This is a genomic window from Herbaspirillum sp. NPDC087042, from assembly GCF_044745245.1.
Classification (GTDB): Bacteria; Pseudomonadota; Gammaproteobacteria; order Burkholderiales; family Burkholderiaceae_D; genus Herbaspirillum.
On record NZ_JBIUZW010000019.1, the window covers coordinates 41,798 to 61,680 of the forward strand.

The following is a 19,883-nucleotide window of genomic DNA, read 5'->3' on the forward strand; positions in this document are numbered from 1 at the left end:
CATCCGGACCTTCAGGAAGCCCCATGTCCCTCGCCCTTTATCGCATCCTCTCGGCGCTGATGTCTTATCCACAGGCCGAACTGATCGACGCCCTGCCCGAGATCGGGCAGGCGCTGCAGGCTGATGCCGATTCGCTATCGGCCTTGCAGCCGCTGCTGGCACACCTGCAATCAACGCCGCTGCTCGCGCTGCAGGAAGCCTATGTCGATACCTTCGACCGCAGCCATGCGCTCTCGCTGCACCTGTTCGAGCACATCCATGGCGAAAGCCGCGACCGTGGCCAGGCCATGGTCGACCTGCTGGAGGAATACCGCCGTCACGGCTTCGAACCCTGCGGCACCGAACTGCCGGACTACGTACCGCTGTTCCTGGAGTTTCTCGGGCAGCTCGACGCGGAGTCCGCCAGCGCCCTGCTAGGTGAGGCCATCCACGTGCTGGCCGCCATCGGCGCGCGCCTGCAACGTCGCGACAGCCCCTACGCGCCGGTGTTGCTGCTGCTCACCGGTCTCACCGACGTGGTCCCGCGCGAACAGGACGAGCCGCCGGTGCGCGACATGGATGAGGCCATGGAAGTCTTCGGTCCCGGCGTCGATGGCGTGGAGCCCCTGCTCAAGCCGACCATGGCGGCCGTGCAGACCATGCACTTCCATCCGCGAGCCTCCGCTGCCCATGCCGCCAGCCATCCTGCCGTCCACACTCCCGGGAGCGCATCATGAGCTATCTGCATCAATTCCTGTACGGGATCTATCCCTATATCGCGCTGGCCATCTTCCTGTTCGGCAGCCTGGTGCGCTTCGAGCGCGAGCAGTACACCTGGAAGAGCGACTCCTCGCAACTGCTGCATGCCGGTCATCTGCGGGTGGGCAACATCCTCTTCCACGTCGGGGTGCTGGGCCTGTTCTTCGGTCACCTGGTGGGCCTGCTGACGCCGGTGGCGGTGTGGGATGCGCTGGGCGTGAGCCACAGCTTCAAGCAGATGATCGCCATGGTGGCCGGCGGCCTGTTCGGCTCGCTGTGCATGCTGGGGCTGCTGATACTGATCCATCGCCGCCTCACCGACGCGCGCATCCGCGCCATCACCAGACAGGGCGACAAGCTGCTCCTGCTGTGGCTGCTGGTGACGCTGGCGCTGGGCCTGTCGACCATCGCCGAATCGGCCCAGCATCGCGACGGCCACATGATGGTGCTGCTGATGAGCTGGGCGCAGCACATTATCACCTTCCGTGGAGGAGCCGCCGACTTCATCGTGGCCGCACCGCTGCTGTTCAGACTGCACCTGTTCATGGGACTGACGCTGTTCGTGATCTTCCCCTTTACCCGACTGGTCCATGTCTGGAGCGGCTTCGCTACCCTCACCTACCTGAACCGCGCCTGGCAGCTGGTACGGCCGCGCTAGGACAACCATGCCGACGCCCGCCCCAGCCCTCCCCGTACCTGTGCTGCAAGACCGCTTCGGCCGGCGCATCAGCTATGTGCGCGTGTCGGTCACCGATCGCTGCGACCTGCGTTGCAGCTATTGCATGCCCAAGGGCTTCTCCGGTTTCGAGGAACCGGAGAACTGGCTGCGCTTCGACGAGATCAGCCGTGTGATTGCTGCCTTTGCCCGCATGGGGGTGGGCCGGGTGCGCCTGACCGGCGGCGAACCGCTGCTGCGGCGCGACTTGCCGACGCTGGCAGCGCAACTGTCGGCCTTGCCGGGCGTGGCTGAACTCTCGCTCTCCACCAATGCCACCCAGCTGCACAAGCATGCCACCCGCCTGCACGCCGCCGGCGTGCGGCGCATCAACGTCAGCCTGGACAGCCTGGAACGGGCCTGCACCACCCGCATCACCGGCCGCGACAGCCTGGGGGCCATCATGGCCGGGCTGGAGGCCGCCCGGCAGGCCGGCTTCGCGCCCATCAAGGTCAACATGGTGGTCATGGGGGGTATCAACGATCATGAGGTCATCCCCATGGCGCAATTCTGCTTCGAGCACGGCTATATCCTGCGCCTGATCGAAGCCATGCCCATGGGCGACACCGGACGCAACAGTGCCTACCGCGCGCTCGGTCCCATCCGCGAGCAACTGGTGGCGCGCTTCGGCCTGCAACCCGCCGCCACCGAACTGGGGGGCGGACCGGCGCGCTACTGGCACACAGCCGACGGTCGCGGCAGCTTGGGCTTCATCACGCCCATGAGCCAGCATTTCTGCGCCAGTTGCAACCGGGTCAGGCTGGCCGTCGATGGCACCCTCTACCTGTGCCTGGGCCAGGAAGCCAGCTTCCCGCTGCGCCCCCTGCTGCGAGGTGGCGCCAGCGACGCCGAGCTGGAAGCGGCCATCCGCACAGCGATCGAACTCAAGCCGGAGCGCCATGAATTCAATGAACAGCCGCACAAGATCGTGCGGTTCATGTCGCAGACCGGTGGATAAGAAAAAATGGCCATCTACATCATTCGCCTGTCCCTCGATTTGACCAAAGATTGATCCCGGGCAGGGCCAGCGCAGGGCCTGGCGCGTAGACTGCATTTTCCACTCTCCGTCTCCATCTTCCGCCAACGCTCCGACATGAACGTACAGGCCATCCCCCTGCTGTACTTGCCTCCGCGCAAACGGCTGACTTTCCGCATCCTGCTGATGACCCTGATCGGCCTGGGGCTGACCATGACTGCCATCGGCTATACCCTGCTGCTGTCCTGGCAGCTGGAAGGTGGTGGCACGGTCATCAACGAGGCCGGCAGCCTGCGCATGCGCACCTATCAGCTGGCCCTGGAGCTGGAGCAGGGACAGCCCCGCATCGAGATCGAAGGAGAGATCGATCGCTTCAGCCAGATCCTGGAGGGCCTGCAGACCGGCCAGCCCGGGCAGCCCACCTTCATCCCGGCACAAGGCCCCATCCACGAGCAGATGCGGCAGGTGCAGGAGCAATGGCGACATCGCATGCAAGTCCATGCCCGTGGCGCGCTGGACGCCGCCGATCCGCGCCTGCGGCAGGCGGCGCTAGCGCGCTATGCGCAGGAACTGCCCGGCTTCGTCAGCGACATCAACCTGCTGGTCTCGCTGGTGGAGGCCGACCTGGCCGACAAGACCACCTGGCTGCGGCTGTGCCAGACGGCACTGATCTTCATGGCGCTGGCCGCCAGCATCGCCGTGCTCTACCTGCTCTACCTGTGGATCGTCGGGCCGGTGCGGCGCATGCAGGCGGGCATTGCACGCATGTCCCAGGATGACCTGGGCGTACGCCTGCCGGTGGAGAGCGAGGATGAATTCGGCCAGCTGGCGCAGGCCTTCAACCAGATGGCCGATCACGTTCAGGGCGTGCACCGCACGCTGGAACAACGCGTGGCCGAGAAAACCGCCCTGCTGCAGGAGCAGAACGACGAAGTCAGCACTCTCTACGAGATCACCGGTTTCCTCTCGGGGGCCCATGCCATCGAAGCGCTGTGCAGCGGCTTCCTGCGCCGCATCATGGACAAGCTGCAGGCCGATGGCGGCACCGTACGCATCCTCGATGAACGCGGCAACCTCTACATCGCCGCGCATGCCGGCATCTCCGAGGAGATCGTGGAACAGGAACATTGTCTCAAGGTCGGCGAATGCCTGTGCGGCAGCGCCATCGAACAGGGCGTCATCGTGATCCGCGATTTCCGCGAACTGGATCCACGGCAACACTACCGCTGCCAGCAGGAGGGCGCGGCATCGCTGGGAGTGTTCCAGATCCTGGTGCGGGACCAGGTCATCGGCAGCTTCTCGCTGCACTTCTCTCGGCAGCACACCATCGGCACCGACCAGCGGCGCCTGCTGGACACCCTGGGCCGGCATCTGGGCGCGGCCATCGAGAACCAGCGCCTGATCGCGCGCGAAAAGGAATTCGCCGTCTCCAGCGAACGCAACCTGCTGGCCCAGGGCCTGCACGACAGCATCGCCCAGGGCCTGAACTTCCTCAACCTGCAGGTGCAGATGCTGGAGGACTCGCTGGCGCGCGGCCAGGTCGATGAAATCCGCGACATCGCCCCCCTGCTGCGCGCCGGCGTGCAGGAGAACTACGAAGACGTGCGCGAACTGCTGCAGAACTTCCGCACCCGCCTGCAGGACAGCAACCTGGAATCCGAGATGCACAAGGCCATCGACAAGCTGCAGCGCCAGAGCGGCTTGCAAAGCCGGCTCGACATCAGCGGCAACGGTCCACCCCTGGCGCCTGAGCAGCAATTGCAGGTGCTCTTCATCCTGCAGGAAGCGCTGTCCAATGTACGCAAGCATGCCCAGGCCAAGCATGTGGAGATCGTGGTGCGCAACGAGCGGGATTTCCACATGAGCGTGGCCGACGATGGCCATGGCTTCCTGCCCGAGACCGCCCATGCCAAGGGCCTGGAACATGTTGGCCTGCGCATCATGCAGGAGCGCGCCGAACGGCTGGGCGGACGGCTCGACATCGACAGCCAGCCCGGACGCGGCACCCGCATCAGCCTCGAACTCATGCGCCAGGAACGTCTGGTGGCCTAGCCACAACCACCATCAGCAAAATCAGCAAAATCGGCAAAAACAGGAAAGAACATGACAATCAGGATACTTCTGGTCGATGACCACAGCTTGTTTCGCAGCGGCATCCGCCTGCTGCTGCAACGCCACCCCGAGTTCGAGGTCGTGGGCGAGGCCGTCGACGGCCTGGACGCCGTCAAGCGCGCCCGCCAGCTGCGCCCGGACGTGGTCCTGATGGACCTCAACATGCCCGGCCTGTCCGGGCTGGAAGCCATGCAGCTGATCGTGGAAGACCTGCCCGAGACGGCCGTGCTGATGCTGTCGGTCTCCGAGGAAGCCGAAGACCTCTCGATCGCCCTGCAGAACGGCGCACGCGGCTATCTGTTGAAGAACATCGAGACCGATACCCTGGTGCAATCCATCAAGCGCGCCGCCGCCGGCGAGCCGGTCATCTCCGAGGCCATGACGGCCAAGCTGGTCATGCAGTTCCGCGCCGCCACCCACCCTCAGGGCAGCGCCGTCACCCGGGAGAAACTCACCCAGCGCGAACGCGAGACCATGGCCTGCGTGGCCCGGGGCGAGAGCAACAAGGAGATCGCGCGCAGCCTGGAGGTGGCCGAGAGCACCGTCAAGATCCACGTGCAGAACATCCTCAAGAAGCTCAACCTGAGCAGCCGCGTGCAGATTGCCGTGTATGCTGTCGAGCATGGTCTGGACAAAACGGCCTGAGCGGCGTACCTTACCGCTCCCCCCGGCGCCAGGCGCCTCGCTCACCGCTGCGCCCAAGAAAGAAAGCATATGCAAAAGATCACCTTCCCGCTGCAAGACCATCCCTATGTGGAACTGAACCAGCTGCTCAAGCTCTGCGGCCTGTGCGACAGCGGTGGTGCCGGCAAGCAACTGGTGGCCGAAGGCCACGTCAAGGTCGACGGCAAGCCCGAGTCGCGCAAGACCTGCAAGATCAGCGCCGGCCAGAAGGTCAGCCTGGGCGACGTGCTCATCACGGTAACCGCGTAATGAGCTTGCCGCCGCAAGCCGCGCAGCTGCTGGCATTTTGGTTCGGTGCCGATTGGGAGACGCTGCCCGCGCACCAGGTCGCCGAGCGCCAGCGCGCCCTGTGGTGGGGCAAGGACCCCGCCATCGATGCCGACTGCCGCAGCCGTTTCGAGGCCCTGGTGCAGGATGCCGCCGCCAACCGCCTGGCCGACTGGAGCGACACGCCCGCCGCGCTGCTGGCCCTGGTGCTGCTGCTGGACCAGATGCCGCGCAATATCTATCGCGACACCCCGCAAGCCTTCGCCTTCGACGAGCTGGCGCGCCAGTACACGCACCTGGCGCTGGCCATGGGCGTGGACCAGGAGCTGCCGGCCATCGCCCGCGTGTTCCTGTACCTGCCGCTGGAGCATTCCGAGGATATCGACGACCAGGAGTACATGCTGCAACTGATACGCGCCCTGGCCAAGTCGGTCGGCGCCGCGGACAAGGCCACCTTCGACGGCTATGCCGACTACGCCAGGAAGCACCACGTCATCATCGAGCGCTTCGGCCGCTTCCCCCACCGCAACCGCATCCTGGGGCGCGCCTCGACGGCAGAAGAGACGGCCTTCCTCACCCAGCCCGACTCCTCGTTCTGAGGCCATGCTGAAGTAGTTCGATAGCCACAGACAGAAAGCGCCTTCCACTGGAGGCGCTTTTTTGTTTTGCCTACACTCGCGGCTTTCCTCCCCGGATCTGCGCCGCATGCGTGCTCCCTCCTCCGCCTCCTCCTCGTCCTCCGGCTTCTCGATGATCGAAGTGCTGATCGCCATGCTGGTCATCGGCACCGGCGCGCTGGCCATGGTGATGCTGCAATTGCATGCCTTGCGCAGCAGCCACGAAAGCGGCCTGCACGCCCGCGCCACGCTGCTGGCGCAGGAACTGGCCGAATTGCGGGCCAGCTACCCGCTACGCGATGGTGGCGACGATCCCACACTCTTCGCCATCCAGGCCGGCAAGGCGCCCATGGTCGCGGCCGATTGCACCCGCGCCCCCTGTAGTGCCCACGACTTCGCCACGGCGGCGGTAGCCGACTGGGGCAGTCGTTTCCTGCGCGACTTCCCGGCCGCGCGCGCCGTGGCCTGCCACGACGGCAGCGCCACCGCACACACCGCCTGGCGTTGCGACCACGATGCCTCGGCCGCCGTCGTGCTCAAGCTGGGCTGGCGCCGCATCGGTACCACCAGGCCCGACAACGGCCCGGTGATGAGCCTGGTGCTGGGGCCGTGAATGCAGCGCCCATCCCGCTCTCACCAACGCGGCCTGACACTCATCGAACTGATGATCGCCATGACCGTGGGCCTGCTGGTATTGCTGGTGGCCGGCACCCTGCTGCATCAGGCGCGCAGCGCCTACCAGGATCTGGACGACGCCAGCCGCGTGCAGGAGACCGGCCGGATGGCACTGGATCACCTGCAGCAGGCGCTACGCCAGGCCAGTCACCTGCCGTGGGAAAACATCACTGACGAGACCGCTCCCGCACCGGCACTGGCCGCCGGCCTGCACGGCCTCGACGACAGCCGCCAGGACTATGCCCTCGATCCGGCTGCCGGCCTGTTCGGCACGCCGGCCGGCGATGGCGTCAATCACAGCGACGTGCTGATGATCGGTTTCTTCGGCGCTCCCGCCGGCAGCCACGCCCGGGTCGGCAACTGCAGCGGCGCCGATGCCGCCAGCGGCCCGCTGGACGATGCCAGCCGCCAATGGGTCATCTACTACATCGCCCCCGGTACGGGCGGCGAGGCGGAACTGCGCTGCCGCTACCAGGGCAGGAACGGGGTGTGGACCTCCGACGCCATCGCACGCGGCGTGGAAGCCATGCAATTGCGCTATGCCATCGACAGCGACGGCGATAGCGCCCCCGACCGCTGGCTGGATGCCTCGGCCATGGCCCCGGGCCAGTGGCGCAAGGTGGTACTGGTGCGCATCGCGCTGCTGGTGCGGGGCCAACAGCGCCGTCCCGGTGCCGAGGGCGCGGCTGCGCGCAGCTACGACCTGTATCCGCCAGGCGGCCAGGCCGATGCAGCCTGGCGGGTCACCGAGAAGCAGGGCGAGCAACGACGTCGCGCCGTCTTCCAGGCCACCGTCATGCTGCGCAACCACGCAACGACAGGAAGAGCGCGATGAGCGCATCCCTGATGCGCCAACGCGGCGCCACGCTGATGATCGCGCTCTGCCTGCTGAGCGTGATCCTGCTGCTGGGTGCCGCCAGTACCTCGCTGCTGATGCTGGACGAACATGCGGCGCGCAATCACCGCGAACATGTCCAGGCCCACCTGGCCGCCCAGGCCGCGCTGGCCGATGCCTGTGACGACCTGATGCGGGTGCGCCGGGTCACGCTGGAGCGCTTCGACGCCCGCACCGGCTGCCTGCACCCGCCGGAGTCACGCGGACTATGCCTGGGCAAGGCCGCGCACAGCGGATGGCAACCCGCACAATTGCACGGCCCGCAGGCCATGACGGCCGCCTATGGCGAATTCACCGGCCGCCGCTTCGGCGGTGCCCCCGACATCCCGACCCCACGCTATCTGATCGAGCGCCTGCTGCCCGCCAGGAAGGCCGCCGCTTCCGCGCCCACGCTGTACCGCCTCCATGGCATCGGCTACGGCCGGGGCGAGGCCATGGTGGCGCTGCAGGCGGTGGTCGCCTGGCCGGATGCCGATAGCGATGCTGCAGACCCGTCAGTCCCCTCAGTTCCATCCCGTCCCGCCCAGTGCCCGCTGCTGGCCTGGCGTCCCCTGTTCCTTCCTGCCACGCAATGATGATGACCAACGCCCACCCGCTTCCCTCCCGCCGCCAGCCTGGCTTCACCTTGCTGGAACTGATGGCCGCGCTGGCCATCGTGATCCTGCTGGCCGGCCTCGGCTGGAGCAGTTACCAGCACTACGTGAGCCGGGCGCGTCGCGCCGAAGGCCGCGCCGCCGTGCTGCAGGTACTGCTGCAGCAGGAGCGCCAGTTCGCCTACCGCCATCGCTACCAGGCCTTCCAGCCGGGCCCGGCCGAGACCACCTTCAAGTGGTATTCAGGCGGCACGCCTGCCACCAGCGCCTATGCCCTCTCGGCGCAAGCCTGTGCAGGCGAGGACCTGGCCAGCTGCGTGCAGGTCATTGCCACGCCGGGTGGTGCCCACGTCAATGCGGCCTACCGCGACACGCAATGCGGCGTGCTGCGCGCCGACAGTCGTGGCGAGCGCAGCGCCGACGGCCGCGACTGCTGGTGAAACCATGCGCTGCCGGGGATTCACGCTCATCGAGCTGATGGTGGTGCTGCTGATCGCCGGCATCGTGCTGGCTGCGGGCGTGCCGACCTTGCAGGACATCGCCAGCGAGCAGCAGCTGGTCAGTGCCGCCAACCAGTTCTTCCACAGCGTCAGCCTGACGCGCACGCAGGCACTGCGCCACGGCCGGCGCGCCGAGATGCATCCTGTTGATGGCCGCGACTGGCAAACCGGCTGGCAGGTCCGCGTCGGCCAGCGCGTGCTGATGCGGCAAGCGCCTCTGCCACGCGACATCGCGGTGACCTATACCCAGGGGGGCGAAGTCCTTGGCTATCATCCCGGCGGACAACCGGTCACGCGCGGCAGCTGGTACTTCAGCAGCGCTAGCCGGTCGCGGGTGGTGGTGATCAATTTCCTGGGCCGGGTCAGGATCTGCAACCCGCAGCAGGACAGCCATTGCAGCCAGGCCGGCAGCGACTGAGCCCGGCCGCCGGGGGTGCAAAGGCGTGTATATTGACGGTCATCCGTTTTCGCCAGCCATGGCGCTGCTCTATTTTCCTGCCGATCTCATGACGCACACTGACGACCCGCTCTACCAACTCGACATCGCCAACGACCAGCAAGCCATGGTAATGGCACTGATCCAGGCCGGCTTCGGCATGCTCAACACCACGCCCAACCCGCGCGTGGGCTGCGTGATCGTCAAGGACCGGCGCGTCATCGGTGCCGGCTTCACCCAGCCGCCGGGCGGCAACCACGCCGAGATCCAGGCCATGGCCAACGCCGCCGCACGCGGCCAGGACGTGCGCGGCGCCACCGTCTACGTGACCCTGGAACCCTGCAGCCATTTCGGCCGCACCCCACCCTGTGCCGATGCGCTCATCCGCGCCGGCGTGGCCCGCGTGGTCGCCGCCATCGCCGATCCCAATCCGCTGGTAGCCGGCCAGGGCCTGGCGCGCCTGCAAGCCGCCGGCATCGAGACCGCCTGCGGCCTGCTGGAAGAAGAAGCGCAGGAGATCAACATCGGCTTCCTGCACCGCATGCGCACCGGCAAGCCCTGGATCCGCATGAAAAGCGCCGCCAGCCTGGATGGCAAGACCGCGCTGCATAACGGCGTGAGCCAATGGATCACCAGCCAGGCCGCACGCGACGACGGCCACAGCTGGCGCGCCCGCGCCTGCGCCATCATGGCCGGCATCGGCACCATCCAGAAGGACGATGCGCAACTGACGGTACGCGCCATCGAGACCCCGCGCCAGCCGCGCCGCATCGTGGTCGACAGCAAGCTGCAGGTATCCCCCGAAGCGCGCGTGATCCAGGGTGGCAATACCTGGGTGTTCACCGCCACCGACGATCGCGACAAGCGCGCCGCGCTGGAAGCCGAAGGCGCCGAGGTGATCCTGCTGGCCAATGCCGAGGGCAAGGTCGACCTGCCGGCCCTGGTGCGCGAGCTGGGTCAGCGCCAGATCAATGAATTGCATGTGGAAGCCGGCGCCAAGCTCAATGGCGCGCTGCTGCGCGAAGGCTGCGTGGATGAACTGCTGGTCTACATGGCCCCGGCCCTCATCGGCGACGGCCGCAACATGTTCGAGCTGCCGCCGCTGGAAGACCTGTCGGGCAAGCTGGGCATGCGCTTCCACGAGGTCAAGCAGGTCGGCCCGGATTTGCGTATCCTTGCACGTTTCGATTGATTGCTTTTGATTGTTTTTCGGATTCCCCGACTCAGGATAGGACCATGTTTACAGGTATCGTCGCCGCCATCGGCACCATCACTTCCGTCACCCCCCTGGCCGCCGGCCCCGACGCCGGCGTACGCCTGACCATCGATGCCGGCGCGCTGCCGATGGCCGATGTCGGCCTGGGCGACTCGATCGCCCTGAACGGCGCCTGCATGACCGTGGTCGAGAAGACCGCGCAAGGTTTCACCGTGGACGTCTCGCGCGAAAGCCTGCGCCTGACCGCCGGCCTGGATGGCCCCGGCGAAGTCAACCTGGAAAAGGCCCTGACCCTGGCCGAGCGCCTGGGCGGCCACCTGGTCTCCGGCCACGTCGATGGCCTGGGCCAGGTGCACTCCTTCGAACCGGTGGGCGAGTCGCGCGAGCTGATCGTCGATGCCCCCAAGGCGCTGGGCAAGTACCTGGCCTACAAGGGCTCCATCGTGGTCAACGGTGTCTCGCTGACGGTCAATCGCGTGGAAGACCTGGCCGACGCCTGCCGCTTCTCGATCAACCTGATCCCGCATACGGTGGAGGTCACCACCCTGAAGCACCTGAAAGCGGGCAGCAAGGTCAATCTGGAGATCGATCTGATTGCGCGGTATGTGGAGCGTATGCTCTCCTCGGGCCAGCACTGAAGCCCGCTCCCCCGCAATGAAAAGAGGGACACGCCAGCGTGTCCCTCTTTTCATTGATCCCTGCCCCATATCACTCGCCCCTCAGGGCAGCTTGAGAAATACCTTGTCGTAGATTCCCCGGATCTCGTTCACCGATTCGGGATCGTGCCACTTCTCGACGATGCGCCGGTAAAAGGGCTTGCCCCGGTTGGACAGCAACACCCTGTCGACCGCCTCCACCACCTGGCGCCCCCATTCATTCTTGGCGCACATCACCCGGTTGAAGACCACCTCATCGGCCTCCTGCATGGGAATGGCCACCAGTTCCCCGCCATGTCCCATGACGCGGGCCTGGTCCTGCGCCAGCAGCGGCAGCTCGACCATGAAGTCGATGCGACCGGCCAGCAGCATGCCCACGGCCTCGACCTGCTCGGAATAGTTTTCACGCGGTGGATAGGCCTTGAGCAAGCGGTCCACCGTCGGGCTGTAGGAACGATCGCGCATGACCGAGGTGATGAGCCGGTGGTCCTTCAACAGGACTTCCAGCGACGGACGCTGCGGGAACTCCGCCAGGCGGTCGCGCCGCACGATGATGCGCAGTGGCAGGAAGATCGAACTGGGCAAGGAGAAATAGCCCTCGCTCTCGCGTTGCGGCGTCTTCAGCGCGCCATTGAAACACCAGTGGCTGCCCTTCTTGATCTCGCTGTAGATGCGCGGGAAAGGCGCCTCCAGCTCCACGTGCTCATACTGCGGCAGCTGCGCCTTGAGCACATCGAGCGCCTGGTCGAAGATGCCCTGGTGCGCCCAGGTTCCTTCGAGGATCATGTAGGGCGGCACGTTGTACTTGCCCCAGGTGATCTGGTCACCCGCCAGGGCGGCATTGCACAGCAGGGAGGGGATCAGTAGCGACAGCAGCGACAGCAAGTAACGCGGGACTCGACACGACATTGCCTACTCTCTATGGTCAACCAGGGGGAAAGGTCCGCCACCAGTGGATGGTAGCGTTATCAACGAGGAGATGCTGCGGCAGGATTCTAACGGAAACTCCCCGCCTCTGCGCTACCGGAGCGCGGCGGGCCATGTGATTTTTTCGTCTATCGATATGGAATTTCCCCGGATCAACTATTGCCCTGGCAGTCCGTCAGGCGCTCTTCCTGGCGCGGCGCTCCAGCAGTTCGCCAATGCTGCGCTTGACCTTCTCGCCCGCGGCCGGGCCTTCGGCGATGATGTGGCTGCCTGCAGAAATGGGCTTGCCGGTATTGGCGTCCACCAGGATGGGCATGGCTTGCTTGCCGGTGGCGGCATCGACCAGGATGACACTCTCCCCTTCCGGCGCGAAATGCGTATTACCCCATTGCAACAGCGCCACCAGCACGGGGCGGAAGTCACGGCCACGCGGGGTGAGATGATATTCGTAGCGGGGTGGGCGCTCCGAATACATGACCTTCTCCAGCAGCCCCTCCTCGACCAGCCCGGCCAGCCGGCGCGTGAGGATGTTGGGCGCGATCTCCAGATGCTTCTGGAACTCGTCGAAACGGGTAAGTCCATAGAAGGCATCCCGCAGGATCAGGATGCTCCACCATTCGCCGACCCGGTCCAGCGATCGGGCTATCGGGCACTGCATATCGTCAAAGCGCTTTCGTTGCATCACGCACTCTCCACTCTTCCACTCTTCTACCAATCATTCAGGAACCGCGATCGCCGGGCTCCGCAACCCGCATTGTGACATGCGGCGCGCAGCCGGCGCGCAACCGGTCTCAATGCGCATCCGCCGACGGCGCCTTGGGCGGGGTGATCTTGCGCATCAGCGGCACCATCAGGGTGGCAATGACAAAGCAAACCATCACCGCCAGGAAGGCGTCGGCAAAGCTCATCGTCAGGGCTTCCCGGTAGGTCAGCTGCCATAGCTGGCGCAACGCCGCCGCCTGGCCCTGCAGGACATCGCCAAACTGCGCACCCATGCCATCGCCCAGCGCACGCAAGGCCTCCAGCATGGTGCCATTGCCCGCGTTGAGATGGTCGGCCAGGCGCATGAAGTGCAAATTGGTCCGGTCATTGAGCAAGGTGGCGCACAGTGCAATGCCGATGGCGCCGCCCAGGTTACGCATCAGGTTGAACAGGCCCGAGGCGAACTTGAGCCGGGCCGGCGCCAGCGAGCCCAGGGTCAACGTCACCGTGGGCGGCACCGCCAGTTGCTGGGCCATGCCGCGCAACGCCTGCGGCACCAGCAGCTCGGCCCAGCCCCAGTCATGCGTGAGGGGGGCGAACTGCCACATCGACAGGGCGAACAACGCCAAGCCGATCATCATGATCCAGCGCAGGTCCAGGCGCTTGGTCAGCCAGGCGTAGAGCGGAATCGAGAGGATCTGGAACACCCCGGTGGAAAACACCGCCAGGCCGATCTGCAAGGCACTCAGGCCACGCACCCGCCCCAGGAACAGCGGCGTGAGGTAGATGGTGGCAAAGATGCCGATGCCGGTGACGAAGGAAAAGAAGCAGCCCAGCGCAAAATTGCGGTCCTTCAGGGCGCGCAGGTCGACCACCGGCTCGGCGATCGTCAGGCTGCGCCAGACGAAGAGCAGGCCGGCGATGCCCGAGATCCAGGCGGTGGCGGCGATCACCGGATCACCCAGCCAGTCCCAGCGCGGGCCTTCCTCCAGCGTGTATTCCAGGCAGCCGAGGAAGAGCGACATGAACAGGATGCCGGCATAGTCGGCACGGCGGATCAGCGACCAGTCGGGCAGGTCGATGCGCACTAGGCGCGGCACCGCCAGCGTGATGAAGATGCCCGGCACCAGGTTGATGAAGAACAGCCAGTGCCAGCTGTAGTGGTCGGTGATCCAGCCGCCCACGGTCGGCCCCAGCGTGGGGGCCAGCGAGGCGATGGCGCCGATGGTGGAGGCGGCGATGACGCGCTGCTTGTTCTCGAAGAAGGCGAAGGCGGTGGTGAAGACGGTGGGGATCATCGAGCCCCCCAGGAAGCCCTGCAGCGCACGGAACAGGATCATGCTCTGGATGTTCCAGGCCAGGCCGCACAACAGGCTGGTGAGCGTGAAGCCGGCCGCCGAGACGGCGAATAGCCAGCGCGTGGACATCATGCGGGTCAGCCAGCCCGAGAGCGGGATGACGATGATCTCGGCGATCAGGTAACTGGTCTGCACCCAGGTGGTCTCGTCATTGCCGGCCGAGAGGCCGCCGCCGATATCGCGCAGCGAGGCCGAGACGATCTGGATATCCAGCAGCGCCACGAACATGCCCACGCACATCACGCCAAAGGCAAATACCTTGGCCGACACGCTCATCTGCGAGGGCTGCACCAGCATGGCAGCGGCGTTCATGATCCCTGCCCCCGGCCATCGACACGGGCCACCACCGACAGGCCGGGACGCAAGGCATCCAGCACGCCATCGGCGTTATCGAGCAGGATGCGCACCGGCACGCGCTGCACGATCTTGGTGAAATTGCCGGTGGCGTTTTCCGGCGGCAGGATGCTGAACTGCGCACCGGTGGCCGGCGCCACGCTGGCCACACGGCCATGGAAGACCCGGCCTGGCACGGCGTCGGCCTCGATGGTCGCCGCGTCACCGGGCTTGATGCGGGCCAGCTGGCTCTCCTTGAAATTGGCATCGACCCACAGGCCACGCGCCGGCACGATGGACATCAACTGCACCGCCGTGGCGGCATAGGCGCCCTGGCGCGCATGGCGGTTACCGACCACGCCATCGATGGGCGCGCGCAACTCGGTATAGCGCAGGTTGATCGCGGCGCTGTCGCGCTCGGCCGTGGCCTGGGCCAGGGCGGCCACAGCCTGTTCATGCTGGGTATCGATCACGGCCAGCTGGCGTGTCGCCACGGCCAGTGCGGCTTGCGCTTTCTGGCCGTTGGCGGTGGCCTGGAGGAAGTCGGCGTTGGCCTTCTGCGCACTCTGCACCGACACCGCCGCCCGTGTGACCAAGCGCTCGAAGCGACGGTCATCGTCCTGGGCGCGCACGGTCTCGGCCCGGCTGGCATCGACCCCAGCGCGGGCCTGGGCGATCAGCGAGGTCTGTACCGCACGGGTGGCCTCCAGGTTGGCGATCTCCGCCTTGCGCGCTGCCACCAGGCCATCGGCCTTGGCCAGGGCCGCGCGGTAGTCGCTGTCATCCAGCTGCACCAGCAGGTCGCCGGCATGCACCACCTGGTTGTCGGCCACCTTCACGGTCGCGATGTAGCCGGGCACCTTGGAACTGATGACGGTGATGTCGCCACCGATGTAAGCGTCATCGGTGTCTTCGATGAAACGACCGGTGTGCCACCAGTGCCATCCATAGAACAGCACGGCCAGGCCCGCCGCCACGGCAACGGCCATGGCCAGCTGGAGTTTTCCGCTGGCGCGCCGACGCTGGGTCGGCGCATCGCCTGCGGGGGGAATGGGAATGGGAATGGGGGTGGGGGTGGACATGGACAAGGCTCCTTGCATGGATGGGGATGTTGTCGAGATGAAAGATCGGCCAGATAAAAACCAGTTGCTTTCGATTTGAAAGTTACTTTACACTTGTGACTATCTAAATGCAAGTAACTATCTGCCCCACTCCGAAAAGAACCGCAAAAGGAAAGCACATGCCTACCTCCAAATGGATACTCGGCGCCCTCTCCAGCGCCCTGCTGAGCGCCTGCGCCACCGTGCCGGATTACCACACCCCAGCGCCCCTTCCCGAAGGCCAGGCGTTGCCGGCGCGCTACGCCCACGCGCCGACGGCGCCCGTTCAAGAACCGGAAGCAGTGCAGGAAGAGGACTTGCGCCAGTGGTGGTCACGCTTCCAGGATCCGGTCCTGGACCAGATCATCGAACGCGTGCTGGCCCAGAACCTCGACCTGCAGGCTGCGCTGGCCCGGGTGCAACAGGCGCGCGCGGTCGCCGGCCTGGCCGATGCAGCGCTGCTGCCCAGCGGCAGCGTCAGCGCACAGGCAGCGCGTGAGCGGCAATCCCTGCGTAGCCCCCTGGGCGAACTCGCCAGCCACCAGCCCGGTTACCAGCGCAACCAGACCCTCTACGACCTGGGCGCGGGCGCCAGCTGGGAAGCCGATCTCTTCGGCGGCCTGCATCGCCAGCGCGATGCCGACCAGGCCAGTGCAGAAGCGGCCGCGGCAGACGGCCTGGGCGTGCGGGTGGCGATTGCCGCCGAAGCCGCCGACGCCTACTTCAGCCTGCGCGGCGCACAGGCGCGGCTGGCCATCACCGAAGAAGAAATCGCCACCGACACCCGCCTGAGCGAACTGGTCGCCTTGCGTCTGCAGGATGGACTCGACAACCGGCGCGAGCTGGCCCTGGCGCAGGCGCAACTGGCCAGCGCCCGTGCGGCCCTGACACCCCTGCGCACCGTGATCGAGTTGCAGCGCAACCGGCTGGATGTGCTGATGGGTCAGGTACCCAGCAGCAGCGCCACGACGCTGACCGGCATCGCCACCCCGATCGCCACGGCACCGGCACTGTCGACCCTGCCGGCACCGGCTGCCCTGCTGCGCCGCCGTCCCGACGTGATGGCCGCCGAGCGGCGGCTGGCAGCCTCCCACGCGCGCATCGGCGTAGCCATGGCCGAGTACTACCCCAAGCTGTCGCTGTCGGGACTGCTGGGCTTCGAGAGCCTGTCCAGCCTGACGCTGTCGGGCCAGACCTTCCAGCCACTGGCGGTGGCCGGCCTGCGCTGGCGCCTGTTCGATTTCGGTCGGGTCGATGCGGAAGTGGCGCAAGCGCGTGGCGCCAACGCAGAAGCACTGGCACGCTTCCGCCAGGCCATGCTCAAGGCCACCGAGGATGTGGAAAATGCGCTGGTCACCGAAACCCAGCTGGATGAACGCCTGCAGGCCCTGCGGGCTCATCGCGCCGCCACCGCCGAGGCCCTGGAGGCCGCGCGGGACGCCTTTGAAGGCGGCACCGCCAGCCAGCTCGACGTACTGCAGCAGCAACGCCAGCTACTCGATGCCGGCGACCAGCTGGCGCTGGCACAGGCCGATGCGGCGCGTGCCAGCGTGGGCAGCTTCCGCGCCCTGGGCGGCGGCTGGTAGGAAGAAGAGAAGCAAGAAAGAAGAAAGAAAGAAGCGCGCCCGCAGGCGCGCCAGGAAGATCAGGCCGGACGTGCCGCCATGTCCGCAATCAGGCCGTCGATGAAATCTTCGCACAGCACCAGTTGCTGGGCCGTCACGAATTCATCGGGCCGATGGGCGTGGTTGATGTCGCCCGGCCCGCAGATGACCGAGTCGATGCCATGCTTGCCGAAGATGCCAGCCTCGGTGCCGAAGCCGACCTTGCTCTGCTGGCCCGGCCTGGCGCGCACCGCGACGATCTTCTGTATCTCCGCGCCGGCGGGCGTTTCCAGGGCCGGATAGTCGATGCAGGGTTGCAGGCTGATCGCCGATTCCTCGGCCTTGCGGCGCATCTCCGGCAGCAGCACGCTGTCGATGTAATGACGGATGCGCTGGTCGATGGGCGCCGGATCCTGGACCGGCAGGTAGCGATACTCGAACACGAATTCCGAGCTGGCCGGGATCGTATTGGTGGCAATGCCGGCATTGAACATCGTGGTCGTCATGGTGGTATAGGGCACATCGAACAGCGGATCGTGCGGCCCCTGCTCCAGCTCGCGTGACTGTGTCCGCAAGAAAGCCACCAGCTCGCTGCCCACCTCGATGGCATTGACCGCCGCAGCCGGCGTAGACGAGTGCGCACTGCGGCCAGTCACCTGGCAACGGAAGGCGCGCTTGCCCTTGTGACCGGTCTTCATCTGCATATTGGTCGGCTCGCCCACCACGCAGCCCAGCACCTGCAACTGCTGTCGCGCCAGGTCTTCCAGCAGACGGTGCACCCCCAGGCATCCGACTTCCTCGTCATACGAAAAAGCCAGATGGAAAGGCGTGGCCGAATCGGCCTCCAGCATGGCATCGACCTTGGCCAGGGCAATGGCGATGAAGGCCTTCATGTCGCAGGTGCCGCGGCCGTAGTAGCGGCCATCGCGCTCGCTTAGCACGAAGGGATCGGAGTGCCAGTCCTGCCCATCCACCGGCACCACATCGGTATGCCCGGAGAGGATGATGCCGCGTCCCTTGCCCTGGCCGACGGTGGCAAACAGGTTGGCCTTGCGGCGGTCGTCGTCGAAGGTGATGCGAGTATTGATCTTGCGCTGGCGCAGGTAGTCCTGGATGAAATCGATCATCTGCAGGTTGGAGTGGCGGCTGACGGTATCGAAGGCGATCAGCTGGCGCAGGATATCGATGGAGCGCTGGTCCGGCATCAGGCGCAGCCCCGGCGGCAGCGGAGCAGTAGGCAGGGATGGCGGAGAGGATGGATTGTAGGACGACATAGCATTCGATAAAAAAAGGCGACCCTCATACCTGGTGACAGGCCCATGGGAGGAAGTCGCCAAAACACAGAACCATGGATTCACGCGTCGGCGTGACGGTCACGCACCAGGAGAACAGGAATGCAGCTCAGGACAGCCGCTGCGATCAGGTAGTAGGCGATGGCCAGCTTGTCGCCGGTCAAGGCGATCAGCCAGGTGACGATGGCCGGCGTGAAGCCGCCGAAGACCATCACGCCGATGGCATACGAAATCGCCACGCCGGTCACGCGGATGCTGGTGGGGAAGAGCTCGCCCAGCACACCCGAGGCACAGCTGGCATAGCAGGCCAGCAAGGCGCCGATGGTGACCTGCACCAGGATCAGCGAGGCCAGGGTCGGCCACAGGGTCAGCAGGTAGAACAGCGGATAAGCCAGCACGGCGGTGAGCAAGGTACCGAAGAGCATCGGTGTCTTGCGGCCAATACGGTCGCTCATCATGCCCACCAGCGGACAGCACGCCAGCATGGTCACGCCATAGGAGATCTGGCCGAGATAGCTCTCCTGCAGGCTCAGGTGCAACTCGCGCACCGCATAGGTGGAGAAATAATTGGAGATGTAGGTGGCGATGGTCCAGAACAGCATGATCAACACCCCCATGCCGATGGTGCGATAGTGTTGCATCAGCGTGCTGCCCACCGGCGGTTTCTTGTGATGGGCGTTGGCCAGGAATTCCGGCGTCTCGGCCACGGTACGACGGATATAGATACCCACCGGCGCAATCAGCAAGCCCAGCACGAAGGCCAGACGCCAGGCGCCACCGAAGATTTCCTCGGGCGTGAAGACGCTGGAGAGCAAGAGGCCGATCAGGCCGGCCACCAGCACGCCGCAGCCCTGCGACATCTGCTGGAAGGCCGCATACAGGCCGCGCTGTCCATCCGGCGCATTCTCTTGCAGCATGGCCACGGCACCACCGACTTCGCCGCCGGCGGAAAAGCCCTGGATCAGCCGTCCGATCACCACGATCACGGGCGCGGCCAGGCCGATGGTGGCGTAGCCGGGACAGAAGGCGATCACCGCCGTGCCAGTGGCCATGAGCAGGATGGTCAGGCTCATGCCCTTCTTGCGCCCCACCCGGTCGGCATAGGCGCCGATGACCAGCGCCCCGATCGGACGAGCGATGAAGCCCACGCCAAAGGTGGCGAAGGTCAGGATCAGCGCCATCGTATCGGAATGCAGGGAAAAGAAGGTCTTGGAGATCGGCACGGCAAAGATGCCGTAGGCAATGAAGTCGTAGATTTCCAGCAGGTTGCCCATGGTGGCGGCGATCGCCGCGCGTCGGGCTTGCGATTTTCGTTCCACCGGCACGGCCTTGGCCATGCCGACGTGTTCACTCTCCATCCTCGTGCTCTCTATCATTGTCCTCTCCGTGTTGTGGCCGCCATGGGAAGGCATGGCAGGCGATTGGCAAACGGAGTATAGGCAACTAAGATATGCCTCACAAATAGCATATTTGTATTCTTGTATATC

21 protein-coding genes are annotated in these 19,883 nt (G+C 65.7%); 15 read left to right on the plus strand and 6 right to left on the minus strand.

Translation table 11 applies throughout. The features are described 5' to 3' along the window. Positions 1-23 precede the first annotated feature (23 nt). The 14 genes from narJ (at position 24) to ACIPHN_RS22300 (ending at position 11,062) form a co-directional block, all read left to right on the plus strand. On the plus strand, positions 24-716 hold the full coding sequence (gene narJ, locus ACIPHN_RS22235; RefSeq protein WP_400440272.1) for a nitrate reductase molybdenum cofactor assembly chaperone: 693 nt from the start codon (positions 24-26) through the stop codon (positions 714-716). Continuing rightward, the gene (gene narI / locus ACIPHN_RS22240; RefSeq protein ID WP_400440275.1) at positions 713-1,396 is read left to right on the plus strand and encodes a respiratory nitrate reductase subunit gamma; all 684 of its coding nucleotides are present in this window, start codon (positions 713-715) and stop codon (positions 1,394-1,396) included. Before narJ ends, narI begins: the two co-directional genes overlap by 4 nt. Before the next feature lie 7 nt (positions 1,397-1,403). Beyond that, positions 1,404-2,411: a GTP 3',8-cyclase MoaA gene (moaA, locus tag ACIPHN_RS22245; protein ID WP_400440278.1), complete on the plus strand. Its 1,008-nt coding sequence runs from the start codon at positions 1,404-1,406 to the stop codon at positions 2,409-2,411. 135 nt (positions 2,412-2,546) lie between these two features. Next, positions 2,547-4,481, plus strand: a complete 1,935-nt coding sequence (locus tag ACIPHN_RS22250; protein WP_400440281.1) for a type IV pili methyl-accepting chemotaxis transducer N-terminal domain-containing protein — start codon at positions 2,547-2,549, stop codon at positions 4,479-4,481. 51 nt (positions 4,482-4,532) lie between these two features. Continuing rightward, on the plus strand, positions 4,533-5,186 hold the full coding sequence (locus tag ACIPHN_RS22255; protein ID WP_400440284.1) for a response regulator: 654 nt from the start codon (positions 4,533-4,535) through the stop codon (positions 5,184-5,186). Between the two features lie 69 nt (positions 5,187-5,255). Then, positions 5,256-5,474 carry an RNA-binding S4 domain-containing protein gene (locus ACIPHN_RS22260; RefSeq protein ID WP_198983772.1) on the plus strand — a complete coding sequence of 73 codons (219 nt, stop codon included), beginning with the start codon at positions 5,256-5,258 and terminating at the stop codon, positions 5,472-5,474. Further along, positions 5,474-6,091, plus strand: a complete 618-nt coding sequence (locus ACIPHN_RS22265) for a DUF924 family protein (RefSeq protein ID WP_400440287.1) — start codon at positions 5,474-5,476, stop codon at positions 6,089-6,091. Before ACIPHN_RS22260 ends, ACIPHN_RS22265 begins: the two co-directional genes overlap by 1 nt. A gap of 106 nt (positions 6,092-6,197) precedes the next feature. After that, positions 6,198-6,722: a type IV pilus modification protein PilV gene (pilV, locus tag ACIPHN_RS22270; protein WP_400440290.1), complete on the plus strand. Its 525-nt coding sequence runs from the start codon at positions 6,198-6,200 to the stop codon at positions 6,720-6,722. Continuing rightward, positions 6,723-7,619, plus strand: a complete 897-nt coding sequence (locus tag ACIPHN_RS22275) for a PilW family protein (RefSeq protein WP_400440292.1) — start codon at positions 6,723-6,725, stop codon at positions 7,617-7,619. Then, positions 7,616-8,254, plus strand: a complete 639-nt coding sequence (locus ACIPHN_RS22280) for a PilX N-terminal domain-containing pilus assembly protein (protein ID WP_400440295.1) — start codon at positions 7,616-7,618, stop codon at positions 8,252-8,254. Before ACIPHN_RS22275 ends, ACIPHN_RS22280 begins: the two co-directional genes overlap by 4 nt. A 2-nt stretch (positions 8,255-8,256) precedes the next feature. After that, entirely contained in the window at positions 8,257-8,712 is a 456-nt protein-coding gene (locus ACIPHN_RS22285) for a type IV pilin protein (protein ID WP_400440298.1), read from the plus strand. 4 nt (positions 8,713-8,716) lie between these two features. Then, positions 8,717-9,190 carry a GspH/FimT family pseudopilin gene (locus tag ACIPHN_RS22290; RefSeq protein ID WP_400440301.1) on the plus strand — a complete coding sequence of 158 codons (474 nt, stop codon included), beginning with the start codon at positions 8,717-8,719 and terminating at the stop codon, positions 9,188-9,190. An 88-nt stretch (positions 9,191-9,278) separates the two neighbouring features. Continuing rightward, the gene (gene ribD / locus ACIPHN_RS22295; protein WP_400440303.1) at positions 9,279-10,400 is read left to right on the plus strand and encodes a bifunctional diaminohydroxyphosphoribosylaminopyrimidine deaminase/5-amino-6-(5-phosphoribosylamino)uracil reductase RibD; all 1,122 of its coding nucleotides are present in this window, start codon (positions 9,279-9,281) and stop codon (positions 10,398-10,400) included. A gap of 44 nt (positions 10,401-10,444) precedes the next feature. Further along, complete coding sequence (locus ACIPHN_RS22300; RefSeq protein WP_400440306.1) at positions 10,445-11,062, plus strand: riboflavin synthase; 618 nt, start codon at positions 10,445-10,447, stop codon at positions 11,060-11,062. 81 nt (positions 11,063-11,143) lie between these two features. Here ACIPHN_RS22300 and ACIPHN_RS22305 read toward each other — a convergent pair whose 3' ends face one another. From ACIPHN_RS22305 to ACIPHN_RS22320, 4 genes are all read right to left on the minus strand, one after another. Continuing rightward, positions 11,144-11,989, minus strand: a complete 846-nt coding sequence (locus ACIPHN_RS22305) for an ABC transporter substrate-binding protein (RefSeq protein WP_400440309.1) — start codon at positions 11,987-11,989, stop codon at positions 11,144-11,146. A 193-nt stretch (positions 11,990-12,182) separates the two neighbouring features. Then, positions 12,183-12,665: a winged helix-turn-helix transcriptional regulator gene (locus tag ACIPHN_RS22310; RefSeq protein WP_400440312.1), complete on the minus strand. Its 483-nt coding sequence runs from the start codon at positions 12,663-12,665 to the stop codon at positions 12,183-12,185. Positions 12,666-12,798: 133 nt separating this feature from the next. After that, positions 12,799-14,379 carry a DHA2 family efflux MFS transporter permease subunit gene (locus ACIPHN_RS22315; RefSeq protein WP_400440315.1) on the minus strand — a complete coding sequence of 527 codons (1,581 nt, stop codon included), beginning with the start codon at positions 14,377-14,379 and terminating at the stop codon, positions 12,799-12,801. Then, positions 14,376-15,482, minus strand: a complete 1,107-nt coding sequence (locus ACIPHN_RS22320) for an HlyD family secretion protein (RefSeq protein WP_400440318.1) — start codon at positions 15,480-15,482, stop codon at positions 14,376-14,378. The genes ACIPHN_RS22315 and ACIPHN_RS22320 overlap by 4 nt, the downstream gene beginning before the upstream one ends. Positions 15,483-15,640: 158 nt before the next feature. Between ACIPHN_RS22320 and ACIPHN_RS22325 the strand changes: the two genes are divergently transcribed. Further along, a complete protein-coding gene (locus ACIPHN_RS22325; RefSeq protein WP_400440321.1) occupies positions 15,641-17,086 on the plus strand; it encodes an efflux transporter outer membrane subunit in 1,446 nt (481 codons plus the stop codon). A 59-nt stretch (positions 17,087-17,145) separates the two neighbouring features. Here ACIPHN_RS22325 and argE read toward each other — a convergent pair whose 3' ends face one another. After that, positions 17,146-18,378 carry an acetylornithine deacetylase gene (gene argE / locus ACIPHN_RS22330; protein WP_400440324.1) on the minus strand — a complete coding sequence of 411 codons (1,233 nt, stop codon included), beginning with the start codon at positions 18,376-18,378 and terminating at the stop codon, positions 17,146-17,148. Between the two features lie 80 nt (positions 18,379-18,458). Then, the gene (locus ACIPHN_RS22335; protein WP_400440326.1) at positions 18,459-19,772 is read right to left on the minus strand and encodes an MFS transporter; all 1,314 of its coding nucleotides are present in this window, start codon (positions 19,770-19,772) and stop codon (positions 18,459-18,461) included. Between the last annotated feature and the right edge of the window lie 111 nt (positions 19,773-19,883).

Bases quoted from the DNA above. Each gene is read 5' to 3' on its own strand.
- narJ (WP_400440272.1), top strand. From the start codon at position 24: ATGTCCCTCGCCCTTTATCGCATCCTCTCGGCGCTGATGTCTTATCCA.
- narI (WP_400440275.1), top strand. From the start codon at position 713: ATGAGCTATCTGCATCAATTCCTGTACGGGATCTATCCCTATATCGCG.
- moaA (WP_400440278.1), top strand. From the start codon at position 1,404: ATGCCGACGCCCGCCCCAGCCCTCCCCGTACCTGTGCTGCAAGACCGC.
- ACIPHN_RS22250 (WP_400440281.1), top strand. From the start codon at position 2,547: ATGAACGTACAGGCCATCCCCCTGCTGTACTTGCCTCCGCGCAAACGG.
- ACIPHN_RS22255 (WP_400440284.1), top strand. From the start codon at position 4,533: ATGACAATCAGGATACTTCTGGTCGATGACCACAGCTTGTTTCGCAGC.
- ACIPHN_RS22260 (WP_198983772.1), top strand. From the start codon at position 5,256: ATGCAAAAGATCACCTTCCCGCTGCAAGACCATCCCTATGTGGAACTG.
- ACIPHN_RS22265 (WP_400440287.1), top strand. From the start codon at position 5,474: ATGAGCTTGCCGCCGCAAGCCGCGCAGCTGCTGGCATTTTGGTTCGGT.
- pilV (WP_400440290.1), top strand. From the start codon at position 6,198: ATGCGTGCTCCCTCCTCCGCCTCCTCCTCGTCCTCCGGCTTCTCGATG.
- ACIPHN_RS22275 (WP_400440292.1), top strand. From the start codon at position 6,723: ATGCAGCGCCCATCCCGCTCTCACCAACGCGGCCTGACACTCATCGAA.
- ACIPHN_RS22280 (WP_400440295.1), top strand. From the start codon at position 7,616: ATGAGCGCATCCCTGATGCGCCAACGCGGCGCCACGCTGATGATCGCG.
- ACIPHN_RS22285 (WP_400440298.1), top strand. From the start codon at position 8,257: ATGACCAACGCCCACCCGCTTCCCTCCCGCCGCCAGCCTGGCTTCACC.
- ACIPHN_RS22290 (WP_400440301.1), top strand. From the start codon at position 8,717: ATGCGCTGCCGGGGATTCACGCTCATCGAGCTGATGGTGGTGCTGCTG.
- ribD (WP_400440303.1), top strand. From the start codon at position 9,279: ATGACGCACACTGACGACCCGCTCTACCAACTCGACATCGCCAACGAC.
- ACIPHN_RS22300 (WP_400440306.1), top strand. From the start codon at position 10,445: ATGTTTACAGGTATCGTCGCCGCCATCGGCACCATCACTTCCGTCACC.
- ACIPHN_RS22305 (WP_400440309.1), bottom strand. From the start codon at position 11,989: ATGTCGTGTCGAGTCCCGCGTTACTTGCTGTCGCTGCTGTCGCTACTG.
- ACIPHN_RS22310 (WP_400440312.1), bottom strand. From the start codon at position 12,665: ATGCAGTGCCCGATAGCCCGATCGCTGGACCGGGTCGGCGAATGGTGG.
- ACIPHN_RS22315 (WP_400440315.1), bottom strand. From the start codon at position 14,379: ATGAACGCCGCTGCCATGCTGGTGCAGCCCTCGCAGATGAGCGTGTCG.
- ACIPHN_RS22320 (WP_400440318.1), bottom strand. From the start codon at position 15,482: ATGTCCACCCCCACCCCCATTCCCATTCCCATTCCCCCCGCAGGCGAT.
- ACIPHN_RS22325 (WP_400440321.1), top strand. From the start codon at position 15,641: ATGCCTACCTCCAAATGGATACTCGGCGCCCTCTCCAGCGCCCTGCTG.
- argE (WP_400440324.1), bottom strand. From the start codon at position 18,378: ATGTCGTCCTACAATCCATCCTCTCCGCCATCCCTGCCTACTGCTCCG.
- ACIPHN_RS22335 (WP_400440326.1), bottom strand. From the start codon at position 19,772: ATGATAGAGAGCACGAGGATGGAGAGTGAACACGTCGGCATGGCCAAG.